25 protein-coding genes are annotated in these 25,475 nt (G+C 59.7%); 13 read left to right on the top strand and 12 right to left on the bottom strand.

Going from position 1 to position 25,475, the window contains the following annotated elements:
* Window positions 1-37: 37 nt before the first annotated feature.
* Window positions 38-1,540: a tripartite tricarboxylate transporter permease gene (locus tag KZO83_RS01440; protein ID WP_246895470.1), complete on the top strand. Its 1,503-nt coding sequence runs from the start codon at window positions 38-40 to the stop codon at window positions 1,538-1,540.
* Window positions 1,541-1,597: 57 nt separating this feature from the next.
* Window positions 1,598-2,455, top strand: a complete 858-nt coding sequence (locus tag KZO83_RS01435; RefSeq protein ID WP_247619504.1) for a transporter substrate-binding domain-containing protein — start codon at window positions 1,598-1,600, stop codon at window positions 2,453-2,455.
* A 54-nt stretch (window positions 2,456-2,509) separates the two neighbouring features.
* Here KZO83_RS01435 and KZO83_RS01430 read toward each other — a convergent pair whose 3' ends face one another.
* Complete coding sequence (locus KZO83_RS01430) at window positions 2,510-3,517, bottom strand: zinc-dependent alcohol dehydrogenase family protein (protein ID WP_247619503.1); 1,008 nt, start codon at window positions 3,515-3,517, stop codon at window positions 2,510-2,512.
* 218 nt (window positions 3,518-3,735) lie between these two features.
* On the opposite strand from KZO83_RS01430, the gene KZO83_RS01425 reads away from it, so the two are divergent.
* Window positions 3,736-4,257: a cupin domain-containing protein gene (locus KZO83_RS01425; RefSeq protein WP_246924269.1), complete on the top strand. Its 522-nt coding sequence runs from the start codon at window positions 3,736-3,738 to the stop codon at window positions 4,255-4,257.
* A gap of 18 nt (window positions 4,258-4,275) precedes the next feature.
* Here the strand turns inward: KZO83_RS01425 and KZO83_RS01420 are convergent, their stop codons facing one another.
* From KZO83_RS01420 to KZO83_RS01410, 3 genes are read right to left on the bottom strand one after another with little or no spacing between them, the layout of a single operon-like run.
* Window positions 4,276-4,893: a TPM domain-containing protein gene (locus KZO83_RS01420; protein ID WP_178997578.1), complete on the bottom strand. Its 618-nt coding sequence runs from the start codon at window positions 4,891-4,893 to the stop codon at window positions 4,276-4,278.
* Between the two features lie 21 nt (window positions 4,894-4,914).
* Window positions 4,915-5,700, bottom strand: coding sequence for a TPM domain-containing protein (locus KZO83_RS01415; protein WP_247619502.1), 786 nt, complete (start codon window positions 5,698-5,700; stop codon window positions 4,915-4,917).
* Window positions 5,700-6,323: a LemA family protein gene (locus KZO83_RS01410; protein ID WP_371399745.1), complete on the bottom strand. Its 624-nt coding sequence runs from the start codon at window positions 6,321-6,323 to the stop codon at window positions 5,700-5,702. Before KZO83_RS01410 ends, KZO83_RS01415 begins: the two co-directional genes overlap by 1 nt.
* A 190-nt stretch (window positions 6,324-6,513) precedes the next feature.
* Between KZO83_RS01410 and KZO83_RS01405 the strand changes: the two genes are divergently transcribed.
* The 5 genes from KZO83_RS01405 (at window position 6,514) to KZO83_RS01385 (ending at window position 10,519) form a co-directional block, all read left to right on the top strand.
* Window positions 6,514-7,236: a YebC/PmpR family DNA-binding transcriptional regulator gene (locus KZO83_RS01405; RefSeq protein WP_040244995.1), complete on the top strand. Its 723-nt coding sequence runs from the start codon at window positions 6,514-6,516 to the stop codon at window positions 7,234-7,236.
* Between the two features lie 121 nt (window positions 7,237-7,357).
* A complete protein-coding gene (locus KZO83_RS01400) occupies window positions 7,358-8,368 on the top strand; it encodes an ABC transporter ATP-binding protein (RefSeq protein ID WP_246895475.1) in 1,011 nt (336 codons plus the stop codon).
* Window positions 8,365-9,126, top strand: a complete 762-nt coding sequence (locus tag KZO83_RS01395; protein ID WP_040244998.1) for an ABC transporter permease — start codon at window positions 8,365-8,367, stop codon at window positions 9,124-9,126. Before KZO83_RS01400 ends, KZO83_RS01395 begins: the two co-directional genes overlap by 4 nt.
* A gap of 68 nt (window positions 9,127-9,194) precedes the next feature.
* Window positions 9,195-10,190 (top strand): nucleoid-associated protein YejK, encoded by a 996-nt coding sequence (gene yejK, locus KZO83_RS01390; RefSeq protein WP_247619501.1) that lies wholly within the window; start codon window positions 9,195-9,197, stop codon window positions 10,188-10,190.
* A gap of 140 nt (window positions 10,191-10,330) precedes the next feature.
* The gene (locus KZO83_RS01385; RefSeq protein WP_040245004.1) at window positions 10,331-10,519 is read left to right on the top strand and encodes a DUF3008 family protein; all 189 of its coding nucleotides are present in this window, start codon (window positions 10,331-10,333) and stop codon (window positions 10,517-10,519) included.
* 64 nt (window positions 10,520-10,583) lie between these two features.
* Here the strand turns inward: KZO83_RS01385 and KZO83_RS01380 are convergent, their stop codons facing one another.
* On the bottom strand, window positions 10,584-11,393 hold the full coding sequence (locus KZO83_RS01380; protein WP_247619500.1) for an RsiV family protein: 810 nt from the start codon (window positions 11,391-11,393) through the stop codon (window positions 10,584-10,586).
* A gap of 322 nt (window positions 11,394-11,715) precedes the next feature.
* Between KZO83_RS01380 and KZO83_RS01375 the strand changes: the two genes are divergently transcribed.
* Window positions 11,716-12,759, top strand: a complete 1,044-nt coding sequence (locus tag KZO83_RS01375; protein ID WP_247619499.1) for an aldo/keto reductase — start codon at window positions 11,716-11,718, stop codon at window positions 12,757-12,759.
* Between the two features lie 120 nt (window positions 12,760-12,879).
* Here KZO83_RS01375 and KZO83_RS01370 read toward each other — a convergent pair whose 3' ends face one another.
* Both KZO83_RS01370 and KZO83_RS01365 read right to left on the bottom strand, forming a co-directional pair.
* Complete coding sequence (locus tag KZO83_RS01370) at window positions 12,880-14,343, bottom strand: catalase (RefSeq protein WP_247619498.1); 1,464 nt, start codon at window positions 14,341-14,343, stop codon at window positions 12,880-12,882.
* Window positions 14,344-14,809: 466 nt separating this feature from the next.
* The gene (locus KZO83_RS01365) at window positions 14,810-15,274 is read right to left on the bottom strand and encodes a transcriptional regulator (RefSeq protein ID WP_336296552.1); all 465 of its coding nucleotides are present in this window, start codon (window positions 15,272-15,274) and stop codon (window positions 14,810-14,812) included.
* Window positions 15,275-15,460: 186 nt separating this feature from the next.
* Between KZO83_RS01365 and KZO83_RS01360 the strand changes: the two genes are divergently transcribed.
* Together KZO83_RS01360 and KZO83_RS01355 are read left to right on the top strand one after the other, a co-directional pair.
* Window positions 15,461-16,045 (top strand): GAF domain-containing protein, encoded by a 585-nt coding sequence (locus KZO83_RS01360; protein WP_247619497.1) that lies wholly within the window; start codon window positions 15,461-15,463, stop codon window positions 16,043-16,045.
* Complete coding sequence (locus KZO83_RS01355; protein WP_247619496.1) at window positions 15,978-17,807, top strand: putative bifunctional diguanylate cyclase/phosphodiesterase; 1,830 nt, start codon at window positions 15,978-15,980, stop codon at window positions 17,805-17,807. The genes KZO83_RS01360 and KZO83_RS01355 overlap by 68 nt, the downstream gene beginning before the upstream one ends.
* Window positions 17,808-17,813: 6 nt before the next feature.
* On the opposite strand, the gene KZO83_RS01350 is transcribed toward KZO83_RS01355, so the two are convergent.
* Together KZO83_RS01350 and KZO83_RS01345 are read right to left on the bottom strand one after the other, a co-directional pair.
* Window positions 17,814-19,007, bottom strand: coding sequence for an aldose epimerase family protein (locus tag KZO83_RS01350; protein WP_247619495.1), 1,194 nt, complete (start codon window positions 19,005-19,007; stop codon window positions 17,814-17,816).
* A gap of 224 nt (window positions 19,008-19,231) precedes the next feature.
* A complete protein-coding gene (locus KZO83_RS01345; protein ID WP_247619494.1) occupies window positions 19,232-19,678 on the bottom strand; it encodes an META domain-containing protein in 447 nt (148 codons plus the stop codon).
* A 158-nt stretch (window positions 19,679-19,836) separates the two neighbouring features.
* Between KZO83_RS01345 and KZO83_RS01340 the strand changes: the two genes are divergently transcribed.
* Complete coding sequence (locus KZO83_RS01340; RefSeq protein WP_247619493.1) at window positions 19,837-20,841, top strand: NADP-dependent oxidoreductase; 1,005 nt, start codon at window positions 19,837-19,839, stop codon at window positions 20,839-20,841.
* A gap of 11 nt (window positions 20,842-20,852) precedes the next feature.
* Here KZO83_RS01340 and hemG read toward each other — a convergent pair whose 3' ends face one another.
* Both hemG and KZO83_RS01330 read right to left on the bottom strand, forming a co-directional pair.
* Window positions 20,853-22,268: a protoporphyrinogen oxidase gene (gene hemG, locus KZO83_RS01335; RefSeq protein ID WP_247619492.1), complete on the bottom strand. Its 1,416-nt coding sequence runs from the start codon at window positions 22,266-22,268 to the stop codon at window positions 20,853-20,855.
* A 102-nt stretch (window positions 22,269-22,370) separates the two neighbouring features.
* Window positions 22,371-23,621: a dicarboxylate/amino acid:cation symporter gene (locus tag KZO83_RS01330; RefSeq protein WP_247619491.1), complete on the bottom strand. Its 1,251-nt coding sequence runs from the start codon at window positions 23,619-23,621 to the stop codon at window positions 22,371-22,373.
* A gap of 133 nt (window positions 23,622-23,754) precedes the next feature.
* Here KZO83_RS01330 and KZO83_RS01325 point away from each other — a divergent pair, with 133 nt between their 5' ends.
* Entirely contained in the window at window positions 23,755-24,528 is a 774-nt protein-coding gene (locus KZO83_RS01325) for an HAD-IIA family hydrolase (protein WP_040245088.1), read from the top strand.
* A gap of 21 nt (window positions 24,529-24,549) precedes the next feature.
* Here KZO83_RS01325 and yghU read toward each other — a convergent pair whose 3' ends face one another.
* Window positions 24,550-25,419 carry a glutathione-dependent disulfide-bond oxidoreductase gene (gene yghU / locus KZO83_RS01320; protein WP_247619490.1) on the bottom strand — a complete coding sequence of 290 codons (870 nt, stop codon included), beginning with the start codon at window positions 25,417-25,419 and terminating at the stop codon, window positions 24,550-24,552.
* Window positions 25,420-25,475: the final 56 nt, after the last annotated feature.

Below are 25,475 nucleotides of genomic sequence, written 5' to 3'. Positions count from 1 at the left end.
CCACGGCTTCGCGGCTGCCTTCGAAAGGAGACACAATATGACGGAAGCGCTGTTCGCCGGCATGGATCAGTTGTTCACGCTGCCGACCATGGCCACCATGCTGCTCGGCGTGGTCGCTGGCGTCATCGCCTCGGCGATCCCCGGCTTCACTATCACCATGGCCATCGTGCTGACCCTACCGCTGACCTTCACCATGGCCCCTCTGCAGGGCGTGGCGACCATGCTCGCTGTCTATGTCGGCGGCTATTCGGGCGGGCTGATCAGCGCCGCCCTGTTGGGTATCCCCGGCACGCCATCGTCGGTGGCCACCACCTTCGACGCCTTCCCCATGGCGCGCAGCGGCCAGCCAGGTCGCGCCCTGGCGCTGGGGATCTGGTCATCGTTCTTCGGCGCCCTGGTCAGCGCAATCGTGCTGATCATCGCCGCTCCGCCGTTAGCAATGATCGCCGTCAAGCTAGGTGCCTGGGAGTATTTCTCGCTGATCATCTTCGCCATGACGGTGGTCGCCAGCCTGGTCGGAAAATCGATGCTCAAGGGGCTGATGACCGGCCTGTTGGGACTTTTCATCGCCACCGTGGGCGCCGACCCGATGATGGGCGTGGCGCGCTTCACCTTCGACTTTGACCTGCTCGCCAACGGCTTCCCTTTCCTGGTGGTGCTGATCGGCATTTTCGCCGTCAGCCAGTTGCTCCAGGAAGTCGAGGACGCCGAACAGACCAAGCACGGCAAGCAGTTGATTCCTACCAACGTAGCCTTCAAGCCACTGGATGCGCTGCGCGAAACGCTGACCTACCCGGTCAACTTGATCCGTTCGTCGCTGGTCGGGGTGTTCATCGGCGCGGTTCCCGGCGCTGGCGGCAGCATCGCCAACTTGCTGGCTTACGACCAGGCCAAGCGTGCTTCCAAAACACCAGAGAAGTTTGGCACCGGCACGCCCGAGGGTGTGATCGCTTCGGAATCCGGCAACTCGGCGACCTCCGGCGGCGGGTTGATTCCGATGATCGCACTCGGTATTCCTGGCAGCGCCGTCGACGCCGTACTGATGGCCTCGCTGATGGTTCACGGCATCGGCATCGGCCCGCGACTAATTCTCGATCACGGCGATCTGGTCTATGGCATGTTCATGGCCATGCTGCTCGCCGCGTTCATGGTGCTGGTAGTGTGCCTGTTCAGCATGCGTTTCTTCCTGCGTGTTACCGACGTTCCGCGTTCGGTTATCGTCCCAGTGGTTCTGGTGTGCTGTGTCGTCGGCGCATTCGCCCTCAACAACCGCGTCACTGATATCTACCTGCTGCTAGGGGTGGGAGTCTTCGGCTATATTCTCAGTAAGCTGGACTACCCTCTGGCCCCGTTAGTGCTCGGCGTCATCCTCGGTCCGATTGCCGAAACCAACCTGCGCCGCGCACTGATGACCGACGAGAACTGGACACTGTTTTTCACCCGGCCGATCTCCCTGACGCTATTGATCCTTGCCGTGGTGTCAGTGGCCTTGGCAATTCGTCATCGGCTGCGCCAGCGCCACGCCGCGAAACCTGCCTGACCCGGCCCCCTCGGGGGCCGCTTCGAAACCTCATCGATGACAACAAGGAATTAGCCCATGTCACCTTCCCGCTTGCTGGACTTTCATCCACCCGTGGCCGTACCGTTCAAGCTGGTCATCGCCGTGCTGCTTGTTGCCCCTAGCCTGACCGGCACCCTTTCCGCACAGGCCAGCGACACTTCCAACAAGGATAGACAGCACGTACGCATCGCCGTCGACGTACCTTATCCACCGTTCGAATATCGCAATGCCGACGGCGAACTCGCAGGCTTCGAGATCGACTTGGGCAACGCGCTCTGTCAGCGCGCCAAGCTGGACTGCGAATGGGTGGTACAAGGTTGGGATGGCATCATCCCCGGACTGCTATCGCGCAAGTACGATGCCATTTTATCGTCGATGCGCATCACCCCCGCCCGCGAGAAGCAGGTACGCTTCACCGCCCCCTACGCCATGTCACCCAAAGTGTGGGTGGCGCGACGTGGCAGCGACATCGATATCGACGACATGGAGACACTGAAAGGCTTATCCGTTGGCGTGCAACGCGGGACGACACAAGATAACTATGTCACCGAGCGCTACGCAGATACTCTTGATATCCAGCGATATGCCACAGCAGCAGATGTGGCACTCGACCTACAGTCACAGCGCCTCGATTTGGCATTCATCAACTATCCCGTCGCTTTGGATACGTTGGACGTCGATGACACCAACAGCGATTTTGTCCAAGTCGGGCCCCGCATCAACAGTCCTGAGTCGATCTTCGGCAAGGGTAACGCCATCGCCGTGCGACCACGCGACAAGGACCTGGCTGCCACTTTCAATCAAGCGCTGGACAGCGTCTACGCCGACGGCACTTTCATCGAGCTGATGGAACAGTACTTCGACTACGACCTGCGGCCCGCTTCGCGGAAATAAAAAAATGCCGCCGGAAGTTATCCGGCGGCATTTTAGCATCTCATTTACTAGCACTCAGAATTCCAGGCAGATCTTGCCGAAGTGGCGCCCTGCTTCCTGATGGCGAAACGCGTCGGCGATCTCGTCGAGGGCGAACCGGCGGTCGATGACCGGGTGTAGGTCGCTAGCGTCGATGGCGCGGATCATCTCGATCTGATCGCGCCGACTACCCACGATCAAGCCCTGCAGACGCGCCTGCTTGGCCATCAGCTTGGCGGTAGGAATTTCGCCGCCGCGTCCGGTGAGCACGCCAATCAATGAGATGTGTCCGCCGATGCGCACGGCGTCGATGGATTGCGGCAGCGTGGCGGGACCACCCACTTCGATGACATGATCGACGCCCTGACCGTTGGTGAGCGCCTTGACGCGCTTGCCCCATTCCGGCTCGGTCTTATAGTTGAGCGTGTGATCGGCGCCTAGTTCGCGTAACCGTGCGATCTTCTCGTCCGAGGACGAGGTCGCAATCACCGTGGCGCCCATCAGCTTGGCGAACTGCAAGGCGAAGATCGAGACACCGCCGGTGCCCAGCACCAGCACCGTGTCACCCGCCTTGAGATTGCCATTCACTACCAGCGCGCGCCAAGCGGTCAACCCGGCCGTGGTCAGGGTAGCGGCTTCGGCATGGTCGTAATTGCGCGGCGCGTGAGTAAACCACGTCGTCGGACGCACGACCTGCTCACGGGCATAGCCATCGACGCCATCACCGGGCGTGGTGCTGAAGTCACCGATGCGTGCCGGCCCTTCGAGCCACTCGGGAAAGAACGTCGATACCACCCGATCACCCACGGTGAATTCCTCGACGCCTTCACCCACGGCTTCGACGACACCGGCCCCATCCGACATAGGGATACGGCCGTCTTCGGTCGACATGGCGCCGGCAACGACACCGTAGTCATGATAATTGAGCGAGCTGGCATGCACGCGCACGCGCACCTCGCCAGGCCCCGGCTCACCCGGCGCTTCGCATTCGTGGATATCGAGCTTATCCAGCCCGCCCGGACTACGTAATGTGACGACGTTCATCGTGCTCTCCTGTGCTGTCATCCTATGCTTGCGGGATACATCCGACATGACGCGCCCCGCAGGGTCCTTCCTAGATGATGGTGACGAATCGCCGGGAGGCAAGGGCCACCCTGTCAGGCAGTACGTCTCTGGCGGCGCTGCGATCAACCCGACGAGGGATTGCCGGGACCATACCATCGAGGCATAGTGCTCTGTTCTGCGTTCATCAGGACACGCCAATGCCTCTTTCTCCGGTCATCCCCCTCGATCAACTGGTGCTCGAACGGCACACCCATGGCGCGCATTTCGAGGCCGCCCATGCCGCCGTCGCGGGCCCTGCCGGCGCCAAGCATCTTGGAGCACGAGTAGTCGAGGTGCCGCCCGGCAAGCGTGCCTGGCCTTATCACGCTCACCACGCCAATGACGAACTCTTCGTGGTTCTCGCCGGTCAAGGGGAATTGCGCATGGGAGAGGATCGATATCCCGTCACTACTGGTGACGTCGTGGTCTGCCCCGCGGGCGGCGAGGCAAGCGCGCACCAACTGATCGCATCGGCGGACAGCCCGGTATCGCTTCGCTACCTGGCCGTGAGTTCGATGCGCGAGCCGGATATCCTCGAATATCCCGATTCCGACAAGCTCGGGGTTTTCACTGGCAGCGCTCCGGGCGGTGATGCCGATAAGCGAACGCTTACCCGATTCATGTCGCGCGGTGATTCGGTCGCCTACTGGGAGGGGGAAACCGGCGACGACACGCCATGAGGCGTGCCGTCGGGCTTTTCATTCCAGCACGATCAGACGATTGGGGAGTTCATTGCGCTCGTGAGTGGCGGGCACGTGCTCTCGGAGGTGCTCACCGCATGCTTCGATACATGAGAGAAAGCCCTGCAACGTCTGACCTTGCTTCACCTGCTGGGTGAAGGTCGAGACGATGCTCTGCCAGGTCTCGTCGTCGAGTCGGCTGGAAATCCCGCGATCGACCAGGATCTCCACGTAGCGCTCGGCTTCGGAGACGAAGATCAACATGCCGGTGCCAGCCTGGGTGTGATGCAGGTTCTGCTCGAGAAACTGCCGCCTTGCTAGATTAGCGGCCCGCCAGAAGCGCACGCGGCGCGGGATCAGCCGCGTCGTCACCGCCGGCAGCCGAAACACGATTGCGAGCACCGCGAAACACGCCCACTGCACGATCAAAAGCTCCGAGGCCCCCAACCATTGGGGAAAGTAATTGATCGCCCCCGGAATAAGCAGGGACAGAATCCCTGCCCAGAGCAATGGGATGTAAGTGTAATCGTCGGCCTGCGGCGCGAGCACGGTCACCAGTTCGGCGTCGGTATCGCGCTCGATGTGCGTGATCGCATCGCGCACCTGCTGCTGCTCGCTGTCGCTCAATAATGCCATGGTGATGTCCCTTGCGTTGATCTACCAGCCACCGGAGGCACCGCCCCCGCCGAAACCACCACCGCCGCCGCCAAAGCCGCCGCCTCCGAGGCCGCCACCGCCGCCTCCGAAACCGCCGCCCATGGCGCCGCCGAGCAGGATACCGCCGAGCAAGCCGCCACCGCGTCCGCGACGACGCCCGCCGCGTCCGCCACCACCGATGCCGCGTACGATGCCCATGACGATCATCAGCATGACGAAGAACGCCACCGAGGCGCCGCCGACATCGCGCGATTTATCTTGCCCGGACGCCGATCCGGCAGGAGGCGCATCGGCCATCGGGTCGCCGCCCAGAACCTGAATGATCGCTTCCGTACCTTGGGTAATCCCGGTTGCGTAATCGCCTTCGCGAAACGCCGGGGCGATCTTCTGCGTGATGATCGCCGAGGACTGTGCGTCGGTCAGGCGACCCTCGAGGCCATACCCAACCTCGATGCGGATGGCCTGCTCTTCCATGGAGACGATCAACAATGCGCCGTTATCTTCGTCTTCCTGGCCAATGCCCCAATGTCGCCCCAGCTGGTAGCCGTATTCCTCGATCGGCGCCCCCTGTAAATCGGGCAGCGTGACCACGACGACCTGTTCGCCGGTGTCTTCCTCGTGCGCCGCGAGCATGCCGCTCAACTCATCTCGAGTCGACGCATCCAGCAGATCGGCCTGATCGACCACGCGCCCGGTCAGCTCGGGAAACTCGATGTCCTGCGCCTGAACGCTGAGGGCACAGGCCCACAGCAGCATCAAGCATGTCAGACGGATGCAATGCCTCATTAGAACTCCACCTCAGGCGCCTGATCGGCGTTCTCGGCAGTCGCTTCGAAGTTTTCGCGAATCGGCATGTCGCTATACAAAAGGCCATGCCAGAGTCGCCCGGGGAAAGTACGAATTTCAGTATTGTATTGCTCGACCGCCTGGATGAAATCGCGACGCGCCACGGCGATGCGATTCTCGGTGCCTTCCAGTTGTGATTGCAGCGCCAGGAAGTTCTGGTTCGACTTCAACTCCGGATAGCGTTCGGACACCGCCATCAGGCGACTCAGTGCCCCGGTCAGTTGGCCCTGAGCTTGCTGGAATTGCTTCAACTTCTCGGGATCGTCCAACGAGTCAGCGTCGATGTTGATCGAGGTCGCCTTGGAGCGCGCTTCGATCACGGCCGTCAGCGTTTCCTGTTCCTGATCGGCGAAGCCTTTGACGGTTTCCACCAAATTGGGCACCAGGTCCGCACGCCGCTGATACTGGTTCTCGACCTGCGACCAGGCCGACTTCACTTTCTCGTCGAGCGTGGGAATATTGTTGATACCGCAGCCCGTCAGTGAGACGGCAAGGCACAGCAACAGCATGACGTGCCAGATGGAGCGAGCAGTAAACGGCATTGGCAAGGATCGCATCGACATACGCATTTCCGATGAAGGTGGCAAATAGAGACTCCCTAAGCTACAGGTGAGCGCGCATTAAGCATAGCGTCGACTGTAGGGGACGGCGTATCGTCGAAGGCCAAACGCGGGCTACGCAAAATTAAACCTGCCTCGACCGGCGATGTTGCGTAGAATCTTGTGCGTTGCGAATCATTTGATAGGGCATGACATGGGTAGGGCTTTCCAGAACCGCAAGGAATCCATGGCCAAGACGGCCGACGCCAAGACCAAGGTGTACAGCAAATACGGGCGCGAGATTTACGTCTGCGCCAAAGCCGGCGGAATCGACCCCGAAGGCAATCTCGCCCTGCGTGGCTTGATCGAACGCGCCAAGAAAGACCAGGTCCCGTCGCACGTCATCGACAAGGCACTGGACAAGGCCAAGGGCGGTGGCGGCGAGGACTACTCCCTCGCGCGCTACGAAGGCTTCGGCCCGGGTAGTTGCATGGTCATCGTCGAATGCCTGACCGACAACCCCAATCGCACCTTCGGCGACGTACGCGCCTGCTTCAACAAGGCCAAAAGCAAACTCGGCACCCCGGGCAGTGTCAGCCATATGTTCGATCACTGCGCGATCCTCGCCTTTGAGGGCAGCGACGAGGAAGCGGTGCTGGAAGCCTTGATGGAGGCCGATGTCGATGTCACCGACATCGAGAGCGAAACCGATCGCATTACCGTTTTCGCCCCTCATACCGAATACGCCAAGACCAAGCAGGCACTCGCCGAGGCCTTCGGTGAGCTCGATTTCGAAGCCGACGAGATTCAGTTCTTGCCGCAGACCACGACCCCCGTCGCCGGCGATGACGTGGCCATGCTCGACAAGCTGCTCGCCACCCTCAACGATCTCGATGACGTTCAGAACATCTACCACAGCGCCGAGCCGCAGGACTGACCCGGCCTCGTCGACGATGCACTCGCCGACGATGTACTTACCGATCAGGTGAGCGCCGGCCACGACATGCTGGCGCGCGCCTATACTGATCGCCCCATTCTCCACGGGAGCCCGGTATCGCATGAGTCATGACATCGCAGACGCCACTGCCACCGAAACTCGCCCCGCCGCGCGCGCCCACACCTTAAAAGCCACGCCCTCGGTGATCACCGTTCAGGGGCTGACCAAGCGTTACGCCTCGGGCTTCGAAGCGCTCAAACGCATCGACCTGGATATCCAGCGTGGCGAAATCTTCGCTCTGCTGGGCCCCAATGGCGCCGGCAAGACCACCCTGATCAGCATCATCTGCGGGCTGGTCAACGCAAGCGACGGTCAGGTCCGTGTCAACGGCCACGACATCGTCACCGACTACCGTGCCGCACGCGAGCAGATCGGCCTGGTCCCGCAGGAATTGACCAGTGACGCCTTCGCCACGGTCTGGAATACGGTCAGCTTCAGCCGTGGTCTGTTCGGCAAGCGCGCCGACTCTGCGCACATCGAGCGTGTGCTCAGGTCGTTGTCGTTGTGGGACAAGCGTCGCAACAAGATGATCACGCTCTCGGGCGGCATGAAACGCCGGGTACTGATCGCCAAGGCACTGGCGCACGAGCCACAGATCCTGTTTCTCGACGAGCCTACCGCCGGGGTCGATGTCGAGCTGCGCCGCGACATGTGGGACGTGGTGCGGTCGCTACGCGACCAAGGCGTCACCGTCATCCTGACTACGCACTACATCGAAGAGGCCGAGGAGATGGCCGACCGCATCGGCGTAATCAACGATGGGGAGATCGTGCTCGTCGAAGAGAAAGCCGCCCTGATGCGCCAGTTGGGCCGCAAGCAGCTGCGGCTCGATCTGCAGACGCCACTGGCGGCCATTCCCGAGACGCTGGCGCACTATCCTCTGAGTCTCGCCGACGACGGCCACGTACTGGTCTATACCTACGCCGCGTCACCTGACGAACACTCGACGCCGGCAAGCATCAGCGCCCTGCTCAACGATATCGAAGCGGCGGGCGTTCGCTTCAAGGACCTCCACACCGAGCAAAGTTCGCTGGAGGAAATTTTCGTCAATCTGGTGAGGAAGGACGCATGAATCTCCGCGCGGTCGGCACCATTTACCATTTCGAATTGGCACGCGCGTGGCGCACGTTGCTGCAAAGCCTGGTCTCGCCAGTGATCTCCACATCGCTTTATTTCGTGGTCTTCGGCGCCGCCATCGGCTCGCGCATTCAGGAAGTCGAAGGCGTCAGCTACGGCGCCTTCATCGTGCCCGGGCTGATCATGTTGATGCTTCTCACGCAGAGCGTCTCCAACGCCTCGTTCGGGATCTTCTTTCCCAAGTTCACCGGCACCATCTACGAGGTACTCTCGGCGCCGGTCTCTTATCTCGAAATCGTTCTCGGGTACGTGGGCGCGGCGGCCACCAAATCGCTCATTCTGGGCTTGATCATTCTCGTCACCGCCAGTTTCTTCGTGCCATTACGTATCGACCACCCATTCTGGATGTTGCTGTTCCTGGCACTCACCGCCCTTACCTTCAGTCTGCTGGGCTTCATCATTGGTATCTGGGCGGAAGGCTTCGAGAAACTACAACTGGTGCCGTTGTTGATCATTACGCCGCTGACCTTCTTGGGAGGCAGCTTCTACTCCATCGACATGTTGCCCCCTGTGTGGCAGACGGTGACGCTGTTCAACCCGGTCGTTTATTTGGTCAGTGGCTTTCGCTGGAGCTTCTACGGCATCAGTGATGTGAGTGTCGGCGCCAGCCTGCTCATGATCCTGGTATTTCTGGGCCTGTGCTTGGCGCTGGTCGGTTGGATCTTCAAGACCGGTTACAACATTAAGCCCTAGATAGGCCTTAGAAGCTGGCCCGTGCTGCGCGTTATCATGCCCGTTTTCGTTTTCACCAAGATGCCACCATGCCGATTCTGACCAGCACTATTCATCGCATCGACAAGCCCGATACCGAGACGCCCGCCACGCTGACCTGCGCCGAGCACGCACAGTCTTCGGCGGCATCTCTCGAGGCGCTGCTGACAAGCGTCAATGACAGCTTTCATGCCAAGCCCAAGGCCTGGGGTCACTTCGGCGAGACCGGCAGCAGCGCCTTCGCCGCAGGACTCTCCGAATACCTGGCTGGATCGGTCGATTTCGTCACCTGGAGCGCGCGGATGGCGGAGCGCATCAATGCCTTGATCGACGACCACCTCTCGGTGGGAGGCCACCTGCTGTTCGTGCATTATCAGCACGGCGAAACGCAGTACGTCAGCGTAGCGCTTCTCCATCATCGCCAGGGCTTTGCCATCGACAATGCCCTCGAAGTGACCGAAACGCCTCAGCTCAACCTTGGCCAATTGATGCTCGCCGTGCGCATCGACCTCGCCCAATGGCAAGGCGGCAATTCACAGCAGTATGTATCTTTCATCAAGGATCGTGGCGGCAAGAAGTTCGCCGAAGGCTTCCGCGAACTACTCGGCGTCGAGGAAGGCGTGGATGCCAGCGGTGAAACCCGGACCCTGCTCAAGGCCTTCAGTGACTATGTCGAGCGCGAGGACTTGCCCGACGACGCCAGCCGCGAGAAGACCGATGCCGTGATCGACTACGCCAGCACCCAGGCCAAGCACGGCGAAAAGGTAACCCTCGACGAACTGTCCGAACTCATCGACGAGCAACATCCCAAAGCGTTTTATGACTACATTCGCCATCAGGATTACGGGCTCTCCGAAGAGATCCCGCCAGACAAGCGTGCACTCAATCAATTCCGGCGCTTCACAGGGCGCGCCAGCGGCGTCTCGATCAGCTTCGACTCTCACTTGCTCGGCAACAGTATCGAATTCGACGCCGAGCATGATCGCCTGATCATCAAGAAGGTGCCCGGCCCCCTGAAGGAACAGCTCAAGCAGCGCAAGGAATAATAAAAGAGCACTCGATGCCTGGCTCGTGTCGGTCGGGACACATACGGTCACCATCGTGACATTGCGATGCCCGTGGCAGCGTCTATCTTGGCTTAAGATAGCCACGCTTATTGAAGCGCCATCACGGAAGAGGTGACGATATGCCCGCCAAGTCTCAGGCCCAACAAATGGCTGCCGGTGCCGCGCTCGCCGCCAAACGCGGCGAGAAAAAGGCCAGTGAGCTAGAGGGAGCCGCAAAGTCGATGTACGACTCGATGAGCAAAGAGGAGCTGGAAGCCATGGCCTCGGCTCAGCAAAAAGGCAAGCCCGAGCACGACTCGAACACCTGATCGCTCGATAACCGCCTGCGCGGGACACGACCGTCAGCGACACCCTCCCGGTTAACGCATGCCGTCAGCGCTCCAGATAGCGCGGCTTGACGATGCCTTCGAGCGCCTGGGCAGGAATGCGTAGCTCCGGTTGCCCATAGGAATAAGGCGCGATGTCATAGGCGTTGTAACGCACCCGCCATTCATCAGCGAACGGTGCCACGTTGCGGTTCATGCTCAGCGGCCAGGATTCGACGAAGTCGGCGCCCGCCTGTTGTTCTTCCAGCCAGCGTAGATGCGCGCGTGACAGCGCCTCGCGATAGGCCGGTGTCTGCCCTTCACGCAGCATGTCATCGAGTGTCACCACGCGTTTCTCGCGCTCGTCGATGACCATGAACTGCGTCAACGGCATACCGTGCGCCCCACCGGTGAACACGTAGCTATCGAGCTTGATGGTAGTCAGCTCGGCATGCCGGTCGTAGACCTCCGCCTTGAAGACCGCCTGGTAGCCGGGCAATTCAGGCACGCGCTCCCGCGCCGCCTTGGCCTCGTCGAAAAACACCTGCGCATACTCTTCCCAGGACGCAGCCACCACTTCGCTTTCACCATTAGTGATACCCGAGCCCATGCTCAGCAGCGCATCTCGCAGCCGCTCGCTCAGGCCCGGTGCTCCGGGAAAACGCAGCGATTCGATCTCGACGGTCGCACAACGTCCTGCCGGACAATCACGCTCGACAAAGCTTTTCTCCACGCCCTCGACATCCAGCCCTTCCGGCGCCGGTGACCATGCTTGGCAACCGCCGAGCACCGCCAGGGCACCCAACATGACGCCGCCGCCCACCAGACGGCGCGCGAGCGATACATTAGCTTCACAGAACAAAGCTTCACAGAACAAGATTTCTCCTCCCTGATAGGCCGGATTGGCCCGGATGTCCTTCCTGACACGAGTCCATTGTGTTGCGTATGCCCCACTATAGACGATATCCCGCGATGACAGTGTGAGCCCACGCTGGTCATCTATCGGGGAGAAGACAAGACGAGCGAGCTGACGAGCTGACAACAGAATTGAGCATGCACTCGACAGAATCACGCATTCTGTCTTCCGCTACAGGGTCCATACTTAAAGAAGCCGCCCTGGCCCCAGCCGCTTATCAGCGCCACGGGCCACAACGGCGGTTACCTACGAGGGTCGAATTCGTCACCGTCAGGAGTGTTTCATGCGTTATCAACCATTTGGCAATACCGGTTTGTTCGTCTCAGAACTGTGCCTCGGCACCATGACCTTCGGTGGCCAGGGCGAGCTCTGGAGCCAGATCGGCGATCTACAGCAAAGCGATGCCGAGCGCTTGATCGGCCGCGCGCTGGATGCTGGCATCAACTTCATCGATACCGCCGATGTATATTCCCAGGGCCAGTCCGAGATCATCACCGGCCAGGCGCTCAAGAATCTGGACGTCCCGCGCGACGAGATCGTCGTCGCCTCCAAGGTGTTCGGCGAAACCGGCAAAGGCGTCAACGCACGTGGCATGTCGCGCTATCACATCATGGAAGGGATCAAGGCCAGTCTGAAACGTCTGCAGCTCGACCACCTCGACGTTTATCAGATCCACGGCTTCGATCCCGCTACCCCCATCGAGGAAGCCGTTCGCGCACTCGATACCCTCGTGCAGCACGGTCACGTGCGTTACGTCGGGGTCTCCAACTGGGCGGCCTGGCAGATCATGAAGGCACTAGGCATCGCCGAACGTCACGGCCTGGCTCGCTTCGAGTCTCTGCAGGCGTATTACACCCTTGCCGGGCGCGATCTCGAGCGTGAGCTGATCCCCATGCTGCAGAGCGAAAACCTCGGGCTGATGGTCTGGAGCCCACTCGCGGGTGGCTTCTTGAGTGGCAAGTACACGCGCGACAGCCAGGGCGAAGCGGGCAGCCGTCGCCTTAACTTCGACTTCCCGCCAGTCGATAAAGAACGTGCCTTTGACTGCATCGATGTCATGGCCAAGATCGCCAAGGTACACAGCGTATCCGTGGCGCAGGTCGCGCTAGCCTGGTTGCTGCATCAGTCAGCGGTGACGAGTGTCATCGTGGGCGCCAAGCGCGTCGACCAACTCGACGACAACATCGCCGCCACACACGTCACGCTGAGCACCGAGGAGCTCGCCGAGCTCGATGCCGTCAGCGCGCTCCCCGCCGAGTATCCAGGCTGGATGTTCGAACGTCAGGGCGACTATCGCCGTCAACAGCTGGCCGATGCCAAGCGCTGACACGACAGCCCACGCCATTACGAGCCAATCCCGGCACTAACCACGAGCTTAACAAAAGCACGGCCCGCTTCCCTGAAAAGAAGCGGGCCGTGTGGTAGGTAGGCTAAAACGGGCCGTGCGTTACAGCCCCTTGTTTGCCTTCACGCCTTCTTCGATACGCCGACCGATCTCGGCATCGATGTTCTTCCAGTACTCGAACACGCGCGACAGCACCGGCTCCTCGACGCCGTCGGAGACATGGCCGACCACGTTGTTGACCAGGCGATCGCGAGCGGCATCGTCCATGACCTTGTTGATCAGGTCGTTGGCCTGGCTGTAGTCATCGTCATCCTTGCGCAAGGCATAGGGTGCGCGCACCATCTGCCCATTGGCTTCCCAGGTGGAATCGGTGGGATAACGCTCGCCATCCGCCGCCGGACCACCCTTGGAGTTGGGCGCATACACCGGATCGGATACCTTGTTGATGCGCATCGCCCCGTCCTTGCTGTAGCTATGCACGGGCGCCTGGGGCGCGTTGACCGGGATCTGCTTGTAGTTGACCCCGAGACGTGCGCGGTGCGCATCGGCATAGGAGAACACGCGACCGATGAGCATCTTGTCCGGGCTGATGCCGATGCCGGGCACGAGGTTGTTGGGCTCGAAGGCGGCCTGCTCGATTTCGGCATGGTTGTCGGTCGGGTTGCGATTCAGCTGCAGCTTGCCGACCTTGATCAGCGGATAATCGTCATGCGGCCAGACCTTGGTCAGATCGAACGGATTGATGCGATAGGTATCCGCATCCGCGAACGGCATGATCTGCATGTAGAGCGTCCAGCTCGGGTAATCGCCCTGCTGGATGGCGTTATACAGATCGCCCATGTGGTAATCGCTGTCTTCACCGGCCAGGCGGTCGGCTTCTTCTTGAGTCAGGCATTCGATGCCCTGGTCGGTCTTGAAGTGGTACTTGACCCAAAACTTCTCGCCTTGGGCATTGGCCCACATGTAGGTATGACTGGAATAGCCGTTCATGTGACGCCAAGTCTTGGGAATCCCGCGATCCCCCATCAGCCAGGTCACCTGATGCGCGGATTCCGGCGACAGCGTCCAGAAATCCCACTGCATGTCGTGATCGCGCAGGTTGTTATCGGCACGCCGCTTCTGGCTGCGGATGAAGTGCTGGAACTTCATCGGATCACGGATGAAGAACACCGGCGTGTTGTTCCCCACCATGTCGTAGTTACCTTCACTGGTGTAGAACTTGATCGAAAACCCGCGCGGATCGCGCCACGTATCGGGGCTCCCACGTTCGCCAGCTACTGTGGAGAAACGAATCAGCACGTCGGTCTTGGTGCCAGGCTGGAAGACGGCCGCCTTGGTGTATTTGCTTACATCCTCGGTCACTTCGAAATGACCGAATGCCCCACTGCCCTTAGCGTGCGGTTGGCGCTCGGGAATCCGCTCGCGGTTGAAGTTCGCCATCTGCTCGATGAGATAGTGATCGTGCAGAACGAGCGGCCCGTCGGGACCCACCGAGAGCGAATGCTCGTCGCTGGCGACCGGAATCCCGGCATCTGTCGTCGTCGGCTTACGATTGTCTTGCGTCACGATGATATCTCCCCGTCACGTTTTATATGTGGCCCGGCATATCGCCACGCCCTTTCCTTGGGATCGAACCGCGGATCCGTGGACTCGAACCGCAGGCCCGGTTGCAATCTGGCTAGAGGACCTCCCGTCCCCTACTTCATGTATAGGAAACAACCTCAGTGACTGTCTACCTACACACAATTGCCCAGGCGGCTAGGAACGCGATGACCAGCCTAGCTTCAGCTATCACTGATAAAGTAACTCATCCCGCCAAGCCCCGCATGGCAAGGGATCAACATGACCGACACTCAATCAAAATGCCCCATCCGATAGCCTTTCGCAATCTACATCATCAAGAAGTTTCATAGCGCGTGACATACGGCACGTCAAAATAGTTCGCAATCTCAATACCTCTCTCAATACCTCTCTCAAACCCCTCGCCTCGCCTCGACTACCGAGGCACGTCACGACAACTTGACGGTTTCGCTCACGATGTCTCCTCGTTATCGTTGGGCGCATGCGCCTTGCCGAATGTGGCGATGACGTGGCGCAGCACCTTGCGTTGCTCGCTAGGCAGGCTACGGTAGATCTTCAGTACTTCAGCTTCGTCTCCACAGACCGGCACGACATCCAATTCATTGGGCGTAGCGTAAAGCGCTCGCTCACTCTCATCTCCATAACGCAACACATGCGGTTCGATACGCAGCCACTCGGCAAGCACCTGAAGTTTATCCTGGGCAGGAATGGAGTCACCACGAAGCCAACGCCGTACCGCTTGGAATGTAATCGGCTTTCCCCAGTAGCGGAGATTGAACTCGCGTTCAAGTACCGAGGGGCGAGGCTCATAGCCTGCGGCAATAAGGGCCTTTTGAAGGCGTTCGGCGAACATGGTTTTTTCATTCATACGCTGAATTTGAATCAATGATTCAATTCGCGTTGAATCGTTGTTCACTTTAATATTGAATTATCCATTCAGTGCGCTGATTGGACGGTTCATGATTCAGCCCCTATATGCCCTAGTGCTTCCGGGTGGATCAGCCATGATACAGGGGGAAGGTGGATCGGCTAAGCGTCTCGTACGACGTCTCACTGAATTCAAACAAACGGTTGCGTATTCACGACATCGGGAGCTGGCATTGTGACGCTAAAACGACATGAGCAACGTCGACTTCATGCACTGCATGAAACCGGGCTTCTGGACACCCCCCCGGAAGAACGCTTCGATCGCCTAACGCGTATTGCCAAGCAACACTACCAAGTCAATACCACGCTCTTCACACTCATCGATGCCAAGCGCCAATGGTTCAAATCCAAGCAAAATCTCGGCATAGACATGACCCCCCGACGACATGCCTTTTGCGACCATACTATTCAGCAAAATAGTATTTATGTCGTTGAAGACGCAGCCAACGACCCGCTTTTCTATAAAAACCCGCTCGTCACCGGCACGCCCTTCATTCGCTTCTATGCCGGCATCCCCGTGCGCGACCCCACAGGCTTCAAGGTCGGCACCTTATGCCTGATTGACTCCGCCCCACGTGATGCCTCTCGCATGGACTTCAGTATCCTGCGTAGTCTAGCGGCGATACTGGAAGAAGAAATCGAGCGCGTATGCACTGATTACCGACACACACTACGACGCCTATACACAAAAAATGGCGTATGCCATTCAGCGTGTACAAGACGCTTTCTTGTCCAGCGGGGAGAAAACGACGGCTTATGAATCGCTACTCTCAGAGTTATTGCATTTAACCGGCAGTCAAGTGGGCTTCGTCGGCGAGATTGACGATAAGTCGCATGAGACATCTCATCTTGATATCACGGCTCTATCCGATATAACACGGCGCCAGTCTCCCAACATCCGCGAGAATATCGGCACCGGCATCCACATACCTATCGATGGACTCGATGACCTTTTGGGACTTCCCATCCGTACTCGATATACCGTCAGCCGAACATTCGAGTCACCTCTGACATTGCCCCTTCTTTTCCCAGGCAATTACCCTGACATTCACACCTACATGGGCATCCCTTTACATGCAGGGAACGAACAGATAGGACTGATCGGTGTTGCCAACCGCAGCGAAGGCTATCCACCGTCATTGATTGCCTTGCTGTCACCGCTTTTACAAACCGTGGAAACACTGTTCGAGCGTGAACGCCTCAACGCTGTCGATCAGGAAAAAAAGCAATGGCTGCATGAAAACATCAATATCGATGGTCTCACGAGCCTCCCCAATCGCCGTCTTCTCAATGAACTTTTCCAAGATGAGCTCACTGCTGCAAGGCACCGGCGCGGTTCGATTTCGGTGTGTTTTCTCGACCTGGATGACTTCAAGGCGATCAACGACCTCCAAGGCCACGCAGTCGGCGACGAGGTACTCAGATGCGTTGCAGATCGACTCCGCGGCGCCGTGCGCCATCACGATGTCATTGCCCGGCTGAGTGGCGACGAGTTCGTGATCATTCTCCGTGACGTAGAACACCCAAGAACCTACCGCCATATCCTCGATCAACTGCGTCACCCCATGCATCTTCAAGGACACGTTATCGAGTTGTCCGCCAGCATGGGGATAACACGCTTTCCAAGCGATGACTCGGATAGCGACTTGCTGCTACGCCATGCCGATCAAGCCATGTATACCGCCAAGGAAACAGGGAAGAACCGTTATCATTTCTTCGATCTTGAGAGCCATCATTCCCAGCAAGAGCGCTTTGCCATCGGAGAGCAAGTGCAGCACGCTTTGGACAACGATCAACTCGAACTCTTCTATCAACCCAAGTTACATTACAAGACCGGGGTCGTCTCGGGGTTCGAGTGCTTGATACGCTGGCATCATCCATCCGGCAAGCTCGTATATCCGGGGCGTTTCCTGCCCTATATCGAACATACTAAGCTTGACATCGAACTCGGCAAGCATGTCATCAACCAGGCAGTATCGACCCTCGAAACGTTCCAGGCACAAGGCCTGCCTTACACCATAAGCATCAACTTGAGCCCGTCCCATTTTCTCAACGACGAGTTTCTCGACCATCTGAACAACACACTAAGCCGATATGACATGGCGTTTCGCAAACGCCTGACGCTCGAAATTCTCGAAAGCACGGCACTCGATGACGCTGGTCTTGCAGCATCGAACATCAAGGCATGTCAGGCACTGGGTGTGCAGCTCTCTCTCGATGACTTCGGCACCGGTTTCGCCTCATTGAGTTACCTGCGCAAATTCTCCACCAACGAGATCAAGATCGATCGCTCGTTCATCCTCGGCATGTTGGACGACCCAGAGGATGAAATGATCGTCGAGGCGATCATCGCGCTTTCCAGAAGTTTCAACCGCCGCGTGATCGCCGAGGGCGTCGAGCATCGCGCCACCGAGGAAAAACTCATCGCCATGGGCTGCGACATGGGGCAAGGCTTTCTTTACAGCCCTGCCTTGCCCCTCGGTGAGGCCTTGGACTGGGCGGCGTGCTACGCGCACCCCTGACCTCGTTCAGCTGTCGTCGCCCTGCGTGGCAAAGCGCCATACCGTGCGCGACTCATACGTGTCGCCAGGCTTGAGGATCGTCGACGGAAAATCCGCCTGGTTGGGAGAATCCGGAAAGTGCTGAGTTTCCAGTGCGAGACCGCCACGCTTTTCGTAGGCTTCGCCCCCCTTGCCGGTCAGCGTGCCATCGAGAAAATTCCCCGAATAGAATTGAATCCCTGGCTCGGTAGTGGCGATCTCCAGCACGCGGCCACTGTCCGGCGCTACGACGCGGGCAGCCGTTACCAGTTCTCCTGCAGCCGCTTCGTCACGCACTAAAACGAAATTGTGATCGTAGCCCTGGCCGTATTCGAGCTGGGTATTGTCATCGCCTAAGCGTGCCCCGATCGCCGTGGCCTCGCGGAAATCGAACGGCGTACCCGCCACGTCTCGAATCTCCCCCGTCGGGATCAACGTGTCCCCAATCGGGGTAAAAGCATCGGCATTGAGCATCAACCGATGGTCGGTGATCGGCCCACTGCCTTCGCCCTCGAGATTGAAGTAGCTGTGCTGGGTCAAATTGACCGGCGTCGCCTTGTCGGTGGTGGCGTGATAGTCGATGATCATTTTGTCGTCAGGGGTCAGCGTATACCGCACGCGAGTTTCCAACGTGCCGGGATAGCCTTCCTCGCCATCTTCGCTGGTATAGCGCAACTCGACGCCGACGCCAGCGTCGTTCTCGAAGGAATGCGCCTGCCAAAGTCGCTTATCGAACCCTTTATCGCCCCCGTGGAGATGATTGGGGCCATCGTTGGTTGCCAGCTCGTAGGTCGTGCCATCGAGCGTAAAGCGCCCCTCGGCAATACGATTGCCGTAACGACCGATCAAGGCGCCAAAGTAGGGATTGGATTTACGGTATGCCTCGGAACGATAGTCTTCCAGGGAATCGAACCCCAGCACGATGTCGTCGACATTGCCCTGCGCGTCCGGGGTGCTCAGAGAGGTAATGATGCCGCCGTAGGTAATCACCTGCATGTCGATGCCATTGCCGTTGCTTAGGTGATACGCCTCGACCTCACGGCCATCGGGAAGTTGGCCGAAACTCTGTTTTTCGACGGAAGGAGTCTGTGTAGTCATCTCGTCTGCCTGTGCCGCACTTAATGCCAAGCATGTCATTCCCATGCCCAACGCCAATCGCGGAATCGTCTGAAATCGTGTCATCCTCGGCCCCTCGATAACGCATCTCAGCGCCACCCAATGTGACGCTTCACCATTTCACGCTAGCCGGGCCGAGCCTCCCTCACCAATAACCGAGTAACGACATCCTCATGTCCTAATGGATATCGCCACAACGCAGGCCACGCTATTGGCAGCGCTCTCGCTACCGGCCGCAGCGCCCCATGCTAGACCAACGTCGATTCATCGTTTGTTCCTCTGTTGACGCACTACTGCAAATGCACTGCCTTGAAGCGCGCGAGCGTCTCGTGCTGCGCATCCAACAGTGTCAAATGCTCGCCCGTGACGCGCCATTCGTCGGTAGCGTTCAACACATCGAGAAAGCGCTGCTCGGTGTGGGCGCCCTGCTCACATGCCATACGTGTAGTGGCCAGAGATGAAAAATACAGCTTGTCTTCCTCTACACGATAATTGCCCATCATGCGATTGCATCCCGTCGATCCCATGACGCGAGCCGGATCGGCATGCAAGACGAAATGCGGCTCACGCTGATTGGCAACGACCTCGACCGGCGCGCCCTCCAGCTCCGTCAGCTTCCAATACGTGTTCACCAGAGGCTCGTCCGGTCGTGCGGAGTCGGGTTCTTTCTGCATGGCGCAACCGGCAATGACGATAACGGCGAGCAACACACTCAAGCCAGCAACTACTCGTTTCATGCAATATCCTTAAATGAAGAGCATCATCGACAGACTATCAGACTGTCACCCTGAAACGTCCCTTGCGTACGGCCACCATCATGCCCATCTCATGAATACGTGCACACACATCCGAGTGTGCAACATCCAACGTGCCTGTCATCACAGCGGGAGACATCATGGAATCACGCTACTTCACCATTCATTCCCATCCGCAAGGCCTGCCGTCTCGGGATTTTTTCACTTTGGAATCCCAAGAACTGCCCGAGCTTGCGACAGGCGAGGTTCGCTTGAGAAACCTCTGGTTATCGGTCGATCCCTACATGCGCGGGCGAATGGACGGCGTAACGACTTACGTACCGCCTTTCACCTTGGGCGAGCCGCTCGAAGGCGCTGCCATCGGCGAGGTGCTCGAATCGCGCGACGAACGCTTCGCTCCCGGCGATCGCGTCGTGCACATGGGCGGTTGGCGTGATGTCGCCCAGGTCCCCGGCGATAGCTTGCAGGCATTGCCCGATCTCGACGTGCCACCGCAAGCCTTTCTCGGCGTGCTTGGCATGCCGGGCATGACCGCCTGGACCGGGCTCAACCGCATTGCCCAGCTCAAGGAAGGCGAGCGTGTGCTGGTCAGCGCAGCGAGCGGTGCCGTCGGCTCCCTGGCCGTGCAATTGGCCAAGGCCAAGGGCTGTCACGTCGTGGGTATCGCCGGCGCACCGGAAAAACTCGAATGGCTGGAATCGCTCGGCGTGAGCGCGGTCAGCTATCGCGGCAAAGACGCGCAACAGCTCAGCGCCGACCTCAAGGCTGCCAGCCCCGACGGGTTCGATGTCTACTACGAAAACGTCGGCGGCGATTGTCTCGAAGCCGCGCTAGACAACATTCGCGTCGGAGCACGTATCGCGGTATGTGGCTTGATCGACAGCTATAACGCGGAAACGCCCACGCCCGGTCCCAGCAATCTGTCCCGGTTGCTGATCCGTCGCGCACGGATGGAAGGCTTCATCATCCTCGACGCCGAAAACTGGGAACACTACCCCGAGTTCCTGCAAAAGATCGGCCCGCTCGTAGCGCGTGGCGAGATCGACTATCGGGAAACCGTCGAGGAAGGCCTCGAACGCACACCCGACGCGTTCCTCAAGCTTTTCGAAGGCGGCAACACCGGCAAGATGCTGGTCCGGCTGTAAAACGCCGTCGGCTAGGTGCCGAGCGTCTCGGCGATCCGCTCGCCGAGACGCCGCCCGTTCTCCAAGCAATCTCCCACCGCGATACCATCGCGCCAGTTGCCAATGAGCGAGAGGCCTGGATGACGCTCGAGTGCCGTTTCGAGGGCGGCGAGACGCTCAAAATGCCCCAGCTCGTACTGAGGAATCGCCTGTGGCCAGCGGCTTACGCTCTGCCACACCGGCTCGCCGCTGATACCCAGTAGGTCACGAAGATCGGCGACGACCTGCGCCACCTGAGCGTCATCATCGCTTTCGGCAGCCTCAGGCTGGCGACGGCCACCGAGAAACGCAGTCAGCAATACATGCTCGGAAGGCGCGCGCCCGGGAAATAGCGTCGAAGAAAATAGCGCGCCCAGGGTCTGGCGATGCTCGACACCGGGAATCAGCATGCCGAAACCATCCAGCGGATGGGCGATATCGGCACGACGAAATCCTACTGACACGGCGTTGACCGGCGGATAGACGATCGCCTCCAGTGGCACGGCCATGTCCTGGTCGAGCGGTGCCAGTAGCGCGGCGGCCGTGGGCGCCGGGACCGCCAGCACCAGCTCTCGCGCACGAAAACCCTGCCCCGAGGCCGTCTCCACACGCCAGTATTCACCCTCGCGATACACGGCACTAACCTCACACTCGCAGTGGATCGCCGCGCTGGACTGAGCGGTGATGTCCTCGGCCAAACGCTCGGCGAGGCGTTGCAGACCAGAGGGAAAGCTCACCAACTGGCCACGCCACTCGCGCGGCAAGGTAGGTGCCGCACGGCGCGCTTGACGCAGCCGCACCAGCCCCCCACGAACCAGTGAGCCATACTCGCGCTCCAACGCCACCAGCCGGGGCATCGCCGCCTGCGCCGAGAGCCGCTCGGGATCACCAGCGTAAACACCGGAAACGAAAGGATCGACCAGATGATCGAGCGCGCGACGCCCCAAGCGACGCGTGACGAAATCGGCCAGACTTTCCTCGGCCTGCGGTGCACGCCGTTGAAACGGTTCGCGCAGCAACGCGCCCACGCCTCGCGGACCGATCAGCGAATTGATCGGCGCCTTGAGCCAATGGGACGGCAGCGCCACCGGTGCGCCTCGATAGGCAATGTAACGCCGCCGCGCAGTCGGATTGGCAGGCTGCGCCTCGTCGAGCAGGCCGAGCTCATCGAGCAACGCATGCAGCGGCGGTTTCATCATCAGGGTGTTGGGGCCGAGCTCGATCTGCCAGTCGCCGTCGCGGCGGGTACGCAGATTACCGCCGACCTGTGGCGTGCGTTCCAGCAAGGTGACGTTTAGCCCTCGCCTGGCCGCCGCGCGTGCGGCCGTCAAGCCGCTGGCGCCACCGCCGACGACCACCACGTCGCGCATCTCAAGAGCCGAAGCGTCGGATTGTGCTTCACACTGCATGACATCTCCCGTGACAAATTACACCGTCGCATGCCATTCGATCAGGCGCGCAGGACGAATTCAGATGCCCAGCATAGCGGGCAATGTCATCGCCGCGCGCTTTCACGAGCGCGACGCATCGACGCACACGTCGCGTTGTGGGTCCTCTTCGCTGCGGGCGATGATGGAGGCGCCGACCATGTCGCCAGTGACATTGAGTGCCGTGCATCCCATGCCCACCAACGCGTCGATCGCGGTCAACAGCGCCACCGTCTCGATGGGCAGACCGACCTGCGCGAACACCGTGGCGATCATGATGATGCCGGCACCCGGCACGCCCGCCGTGCCGATGGACACCAGCGTGCCGATCAGCACGATCTCCAGCATGCTGATGAAGTCTAGCGGCGCGCCGATCACATTGGCCGCGAACACCGCAGAAATCGCGATGCGAATCGCCGCACCATCCATGTTGATGGTCGCCCCCAGCGGCAGACTGAAGCCGTAAGTGCTCCGCGACAGCCCCATGCGGCGCGCGGCATCCAACGTCAGTGGCAACGTCCCGGAACTACTCTGGGTTGCGAAGGCGGTCGCCATCGGCGTGCGTGCCTCGCGGAAAAAATCCCGCAGTTTGACGCCAAAGGCTCCCATCAAGGCGCAATAGAGCAACAGATGTACGCCCAGAGCGATATACAGCACCAGCACCATGTCGCCCAGCGATAATAGTGTCTCCATCCCCTGCTCAGCCACCGTACCGGCAACGATGGCAAACACGCCGATCGGCACGTAATGCAAAACGCCCGACATCACCTTGAGCGTGACCTCGTTGAGTGCCTCGATCACACGGTAGAGTTGTTCGGCCAGCGCCCCATGCGACTCGGATGTTCGCAGCTTCAACAGGGCGATGCCGAAGACGATAGCGGTAAAGATGATACCCAGCAGGTTCAACTCGGCGAACGCCCCAATGATGTTATCCGGCACCACGCCAAGCAGCACCTGAGCAACACCAGGATTCTCCGGCACCGACACCTCGGCACTACTATCCAACGTCATCCCGCTGCCCGGGGAAAACAGCGAAGCCACCGCCAAACCTACGGCGATCGCCAGCGCCGAGGTGCCGATATAGTAGACGAACACCTTGCGCCCGACGCGGCCCATGCTTCCGGCGCTGGCTTGATTGATGCCCACCATCAGCGTGAACAACACGATGGGCACGATCAGGAACTTCAACAGACGCAGTAGCAAATCACCGAATGGCGCCAACCAATCCGCAACATCCTGACCGCCGACCAGACCCACGATGACGCCGAGTACCAGCGCAATCGTGACCCTCAGGATCAATGAGCTCTTCGTATAGGCCTGCCATAATGCTTTCACCGCTCCCTCTCCTTCTTGTTTGGCCAACCCATGTTTCACCTCATGTTAGGCAAAATACCCGACATGAAGGCTGCGGCGGCGCTACATTACCATTATGCTGGTCGCATCGATTCAGCAACAGGACATCAAAGCGATGAGCGAACGCGCGATCGACTGCTGGTTAACGGACATGGACGGCGTACTGATCGGCGAAGACCGGGCCCTGCCCGGTGCGGTCGAGTTGATCGATCAATGGCGCGCCAATGGCACGCCTTTTCTCGTGCTCACCAACAACTCCATCTATACACCGCGCGATCTCAGTGCACGCCTGACACGCCTGGGCATCGATGTACCTGAAGACCGGCTTTGGACATCCGCTCTGGCGACTGCCGCCTTCTTACGCGACCAGACGCCCAGCGGTTCAGCCTTCGTGATCGGCGAAGCCGGTCTGACCACCGCCCTTCACGAAGCCGGGTTCGTGATGACCGATATCGCGCCCGATTTCGTGGTGCTCGGCGAAACCCGCAGCTATTCGTTCGAAGCGATCACCCGAGCGATCCGCCTCATCAACGGCGGCGCACGCTTCATCGCCACCAACCCCGATGTCACCGGCCCCAGCCCCGAAGGGCCTTTGCCCGCCACCGGGGCGGTCGCGGCTTTAATCACCGCCGCCACCAAGCGCGAACCTTATTACGTCGGCAAGCCCAACCCGATGATGTTTCGCTCGGCCATGAACAAGCTCGGCACGCATTCCGAGCGCACCGGCATGATCGGCGACCGCATGGATACCGACGTCATCGCCGGCATCGAAGCCGGCCTGCACACGGTGTTGGTAATGACCGGCATCGCCACGCGGGACGAAATCGAGCGCTACCCCTTCCGTCCCCGCGAAGTGCTCAACTCGGTCGCGGAACTGCTGGAGAAGTAGCGCTCGTTGACGGCGTAGGCGTTATGACTCGAGTTTATCCTGCGTTTTGGTCTCAAAGTCGCTGGCATCGTGACGCTCGTGGAGCTGGGTCTCCGGCTCCCCGAAGGTGCGGTTGACCATTCGCCCACGCTGTACTGCCGGGCGCTCGTCGATTTCCTCGGCCCAACGCACGACATGCGTGTACTCGTGGACTTGCAGGAACTCGGCGGCATCGTAGAGACGCCCCAGCACCAACTGCCCATACCACGCCCAAGTCGCAATATCGGCGATGCTATACGCGTCGCCGGCCAAATAGCGGTTCTCTGCTAGATGGCGGTTCAACACATCGAGCTGACGCTTGGCCTCCATGGCATAGCGGTCGATGGCGTACTCGAGCTTGACCGGCGCATAGCTGTAGAAATGCCCGAAGCCGCCGCCCAGAAATGGCGCACTGCCCATCTGCCAGAATAGCCAGTTGAGTGCCTCGGTGCGTGCCACATGCTCCTTGGGCAGAAACTCCCCGAACTTCTCGGCGAGATACAGAAGAATCGAGCCCGATTCAAACACACGTGTCGGCGTGTCGGTGCTGTGATCCATCAGCGCCGGAATCTTCGAGTTGGGATTGGCCTCGACGAAACCACTACCGAACTGCTCGCCTTCACCGATGTTGATCAACCACGCGTCGTACTCGGCACCCTGATGGCCCAGCGCCAGCAACTCCTCGAACATGATCCCTGCCTTGACGCCATTCGGCGTGGCCAGCGAGTACAGTTGGAACGGATGCTCGCCCACCGGCAGCTCTTTCTCATGGGTCGACCCCGCGATCGGGCGGTTGATGCTCGCGAACTTGCCGCCGCTTTCGCTCTTCCAGGTCCACACGCGGGGTGGGGTATACTCGGTCTCTTGGCTCATAAAGCCTCCTGATTTGTGCGTCGGATCACGCCTCACCAAGCGGCGGGACGTATCCA

This window comes from Chromohalobacter moromii, from assembly GCF_023091865.1.
Classification (GTDB): domain Bacteria; phylum Pseudomonadota; class Gammaproteobacteria; order Pseudomonadales; family Halomonadaceae; genus Chromohalobacter; species Chromohalobacter moromii.
This window is presented reverse-complemented; position numbering and strand designations above follow the sequence as displayed.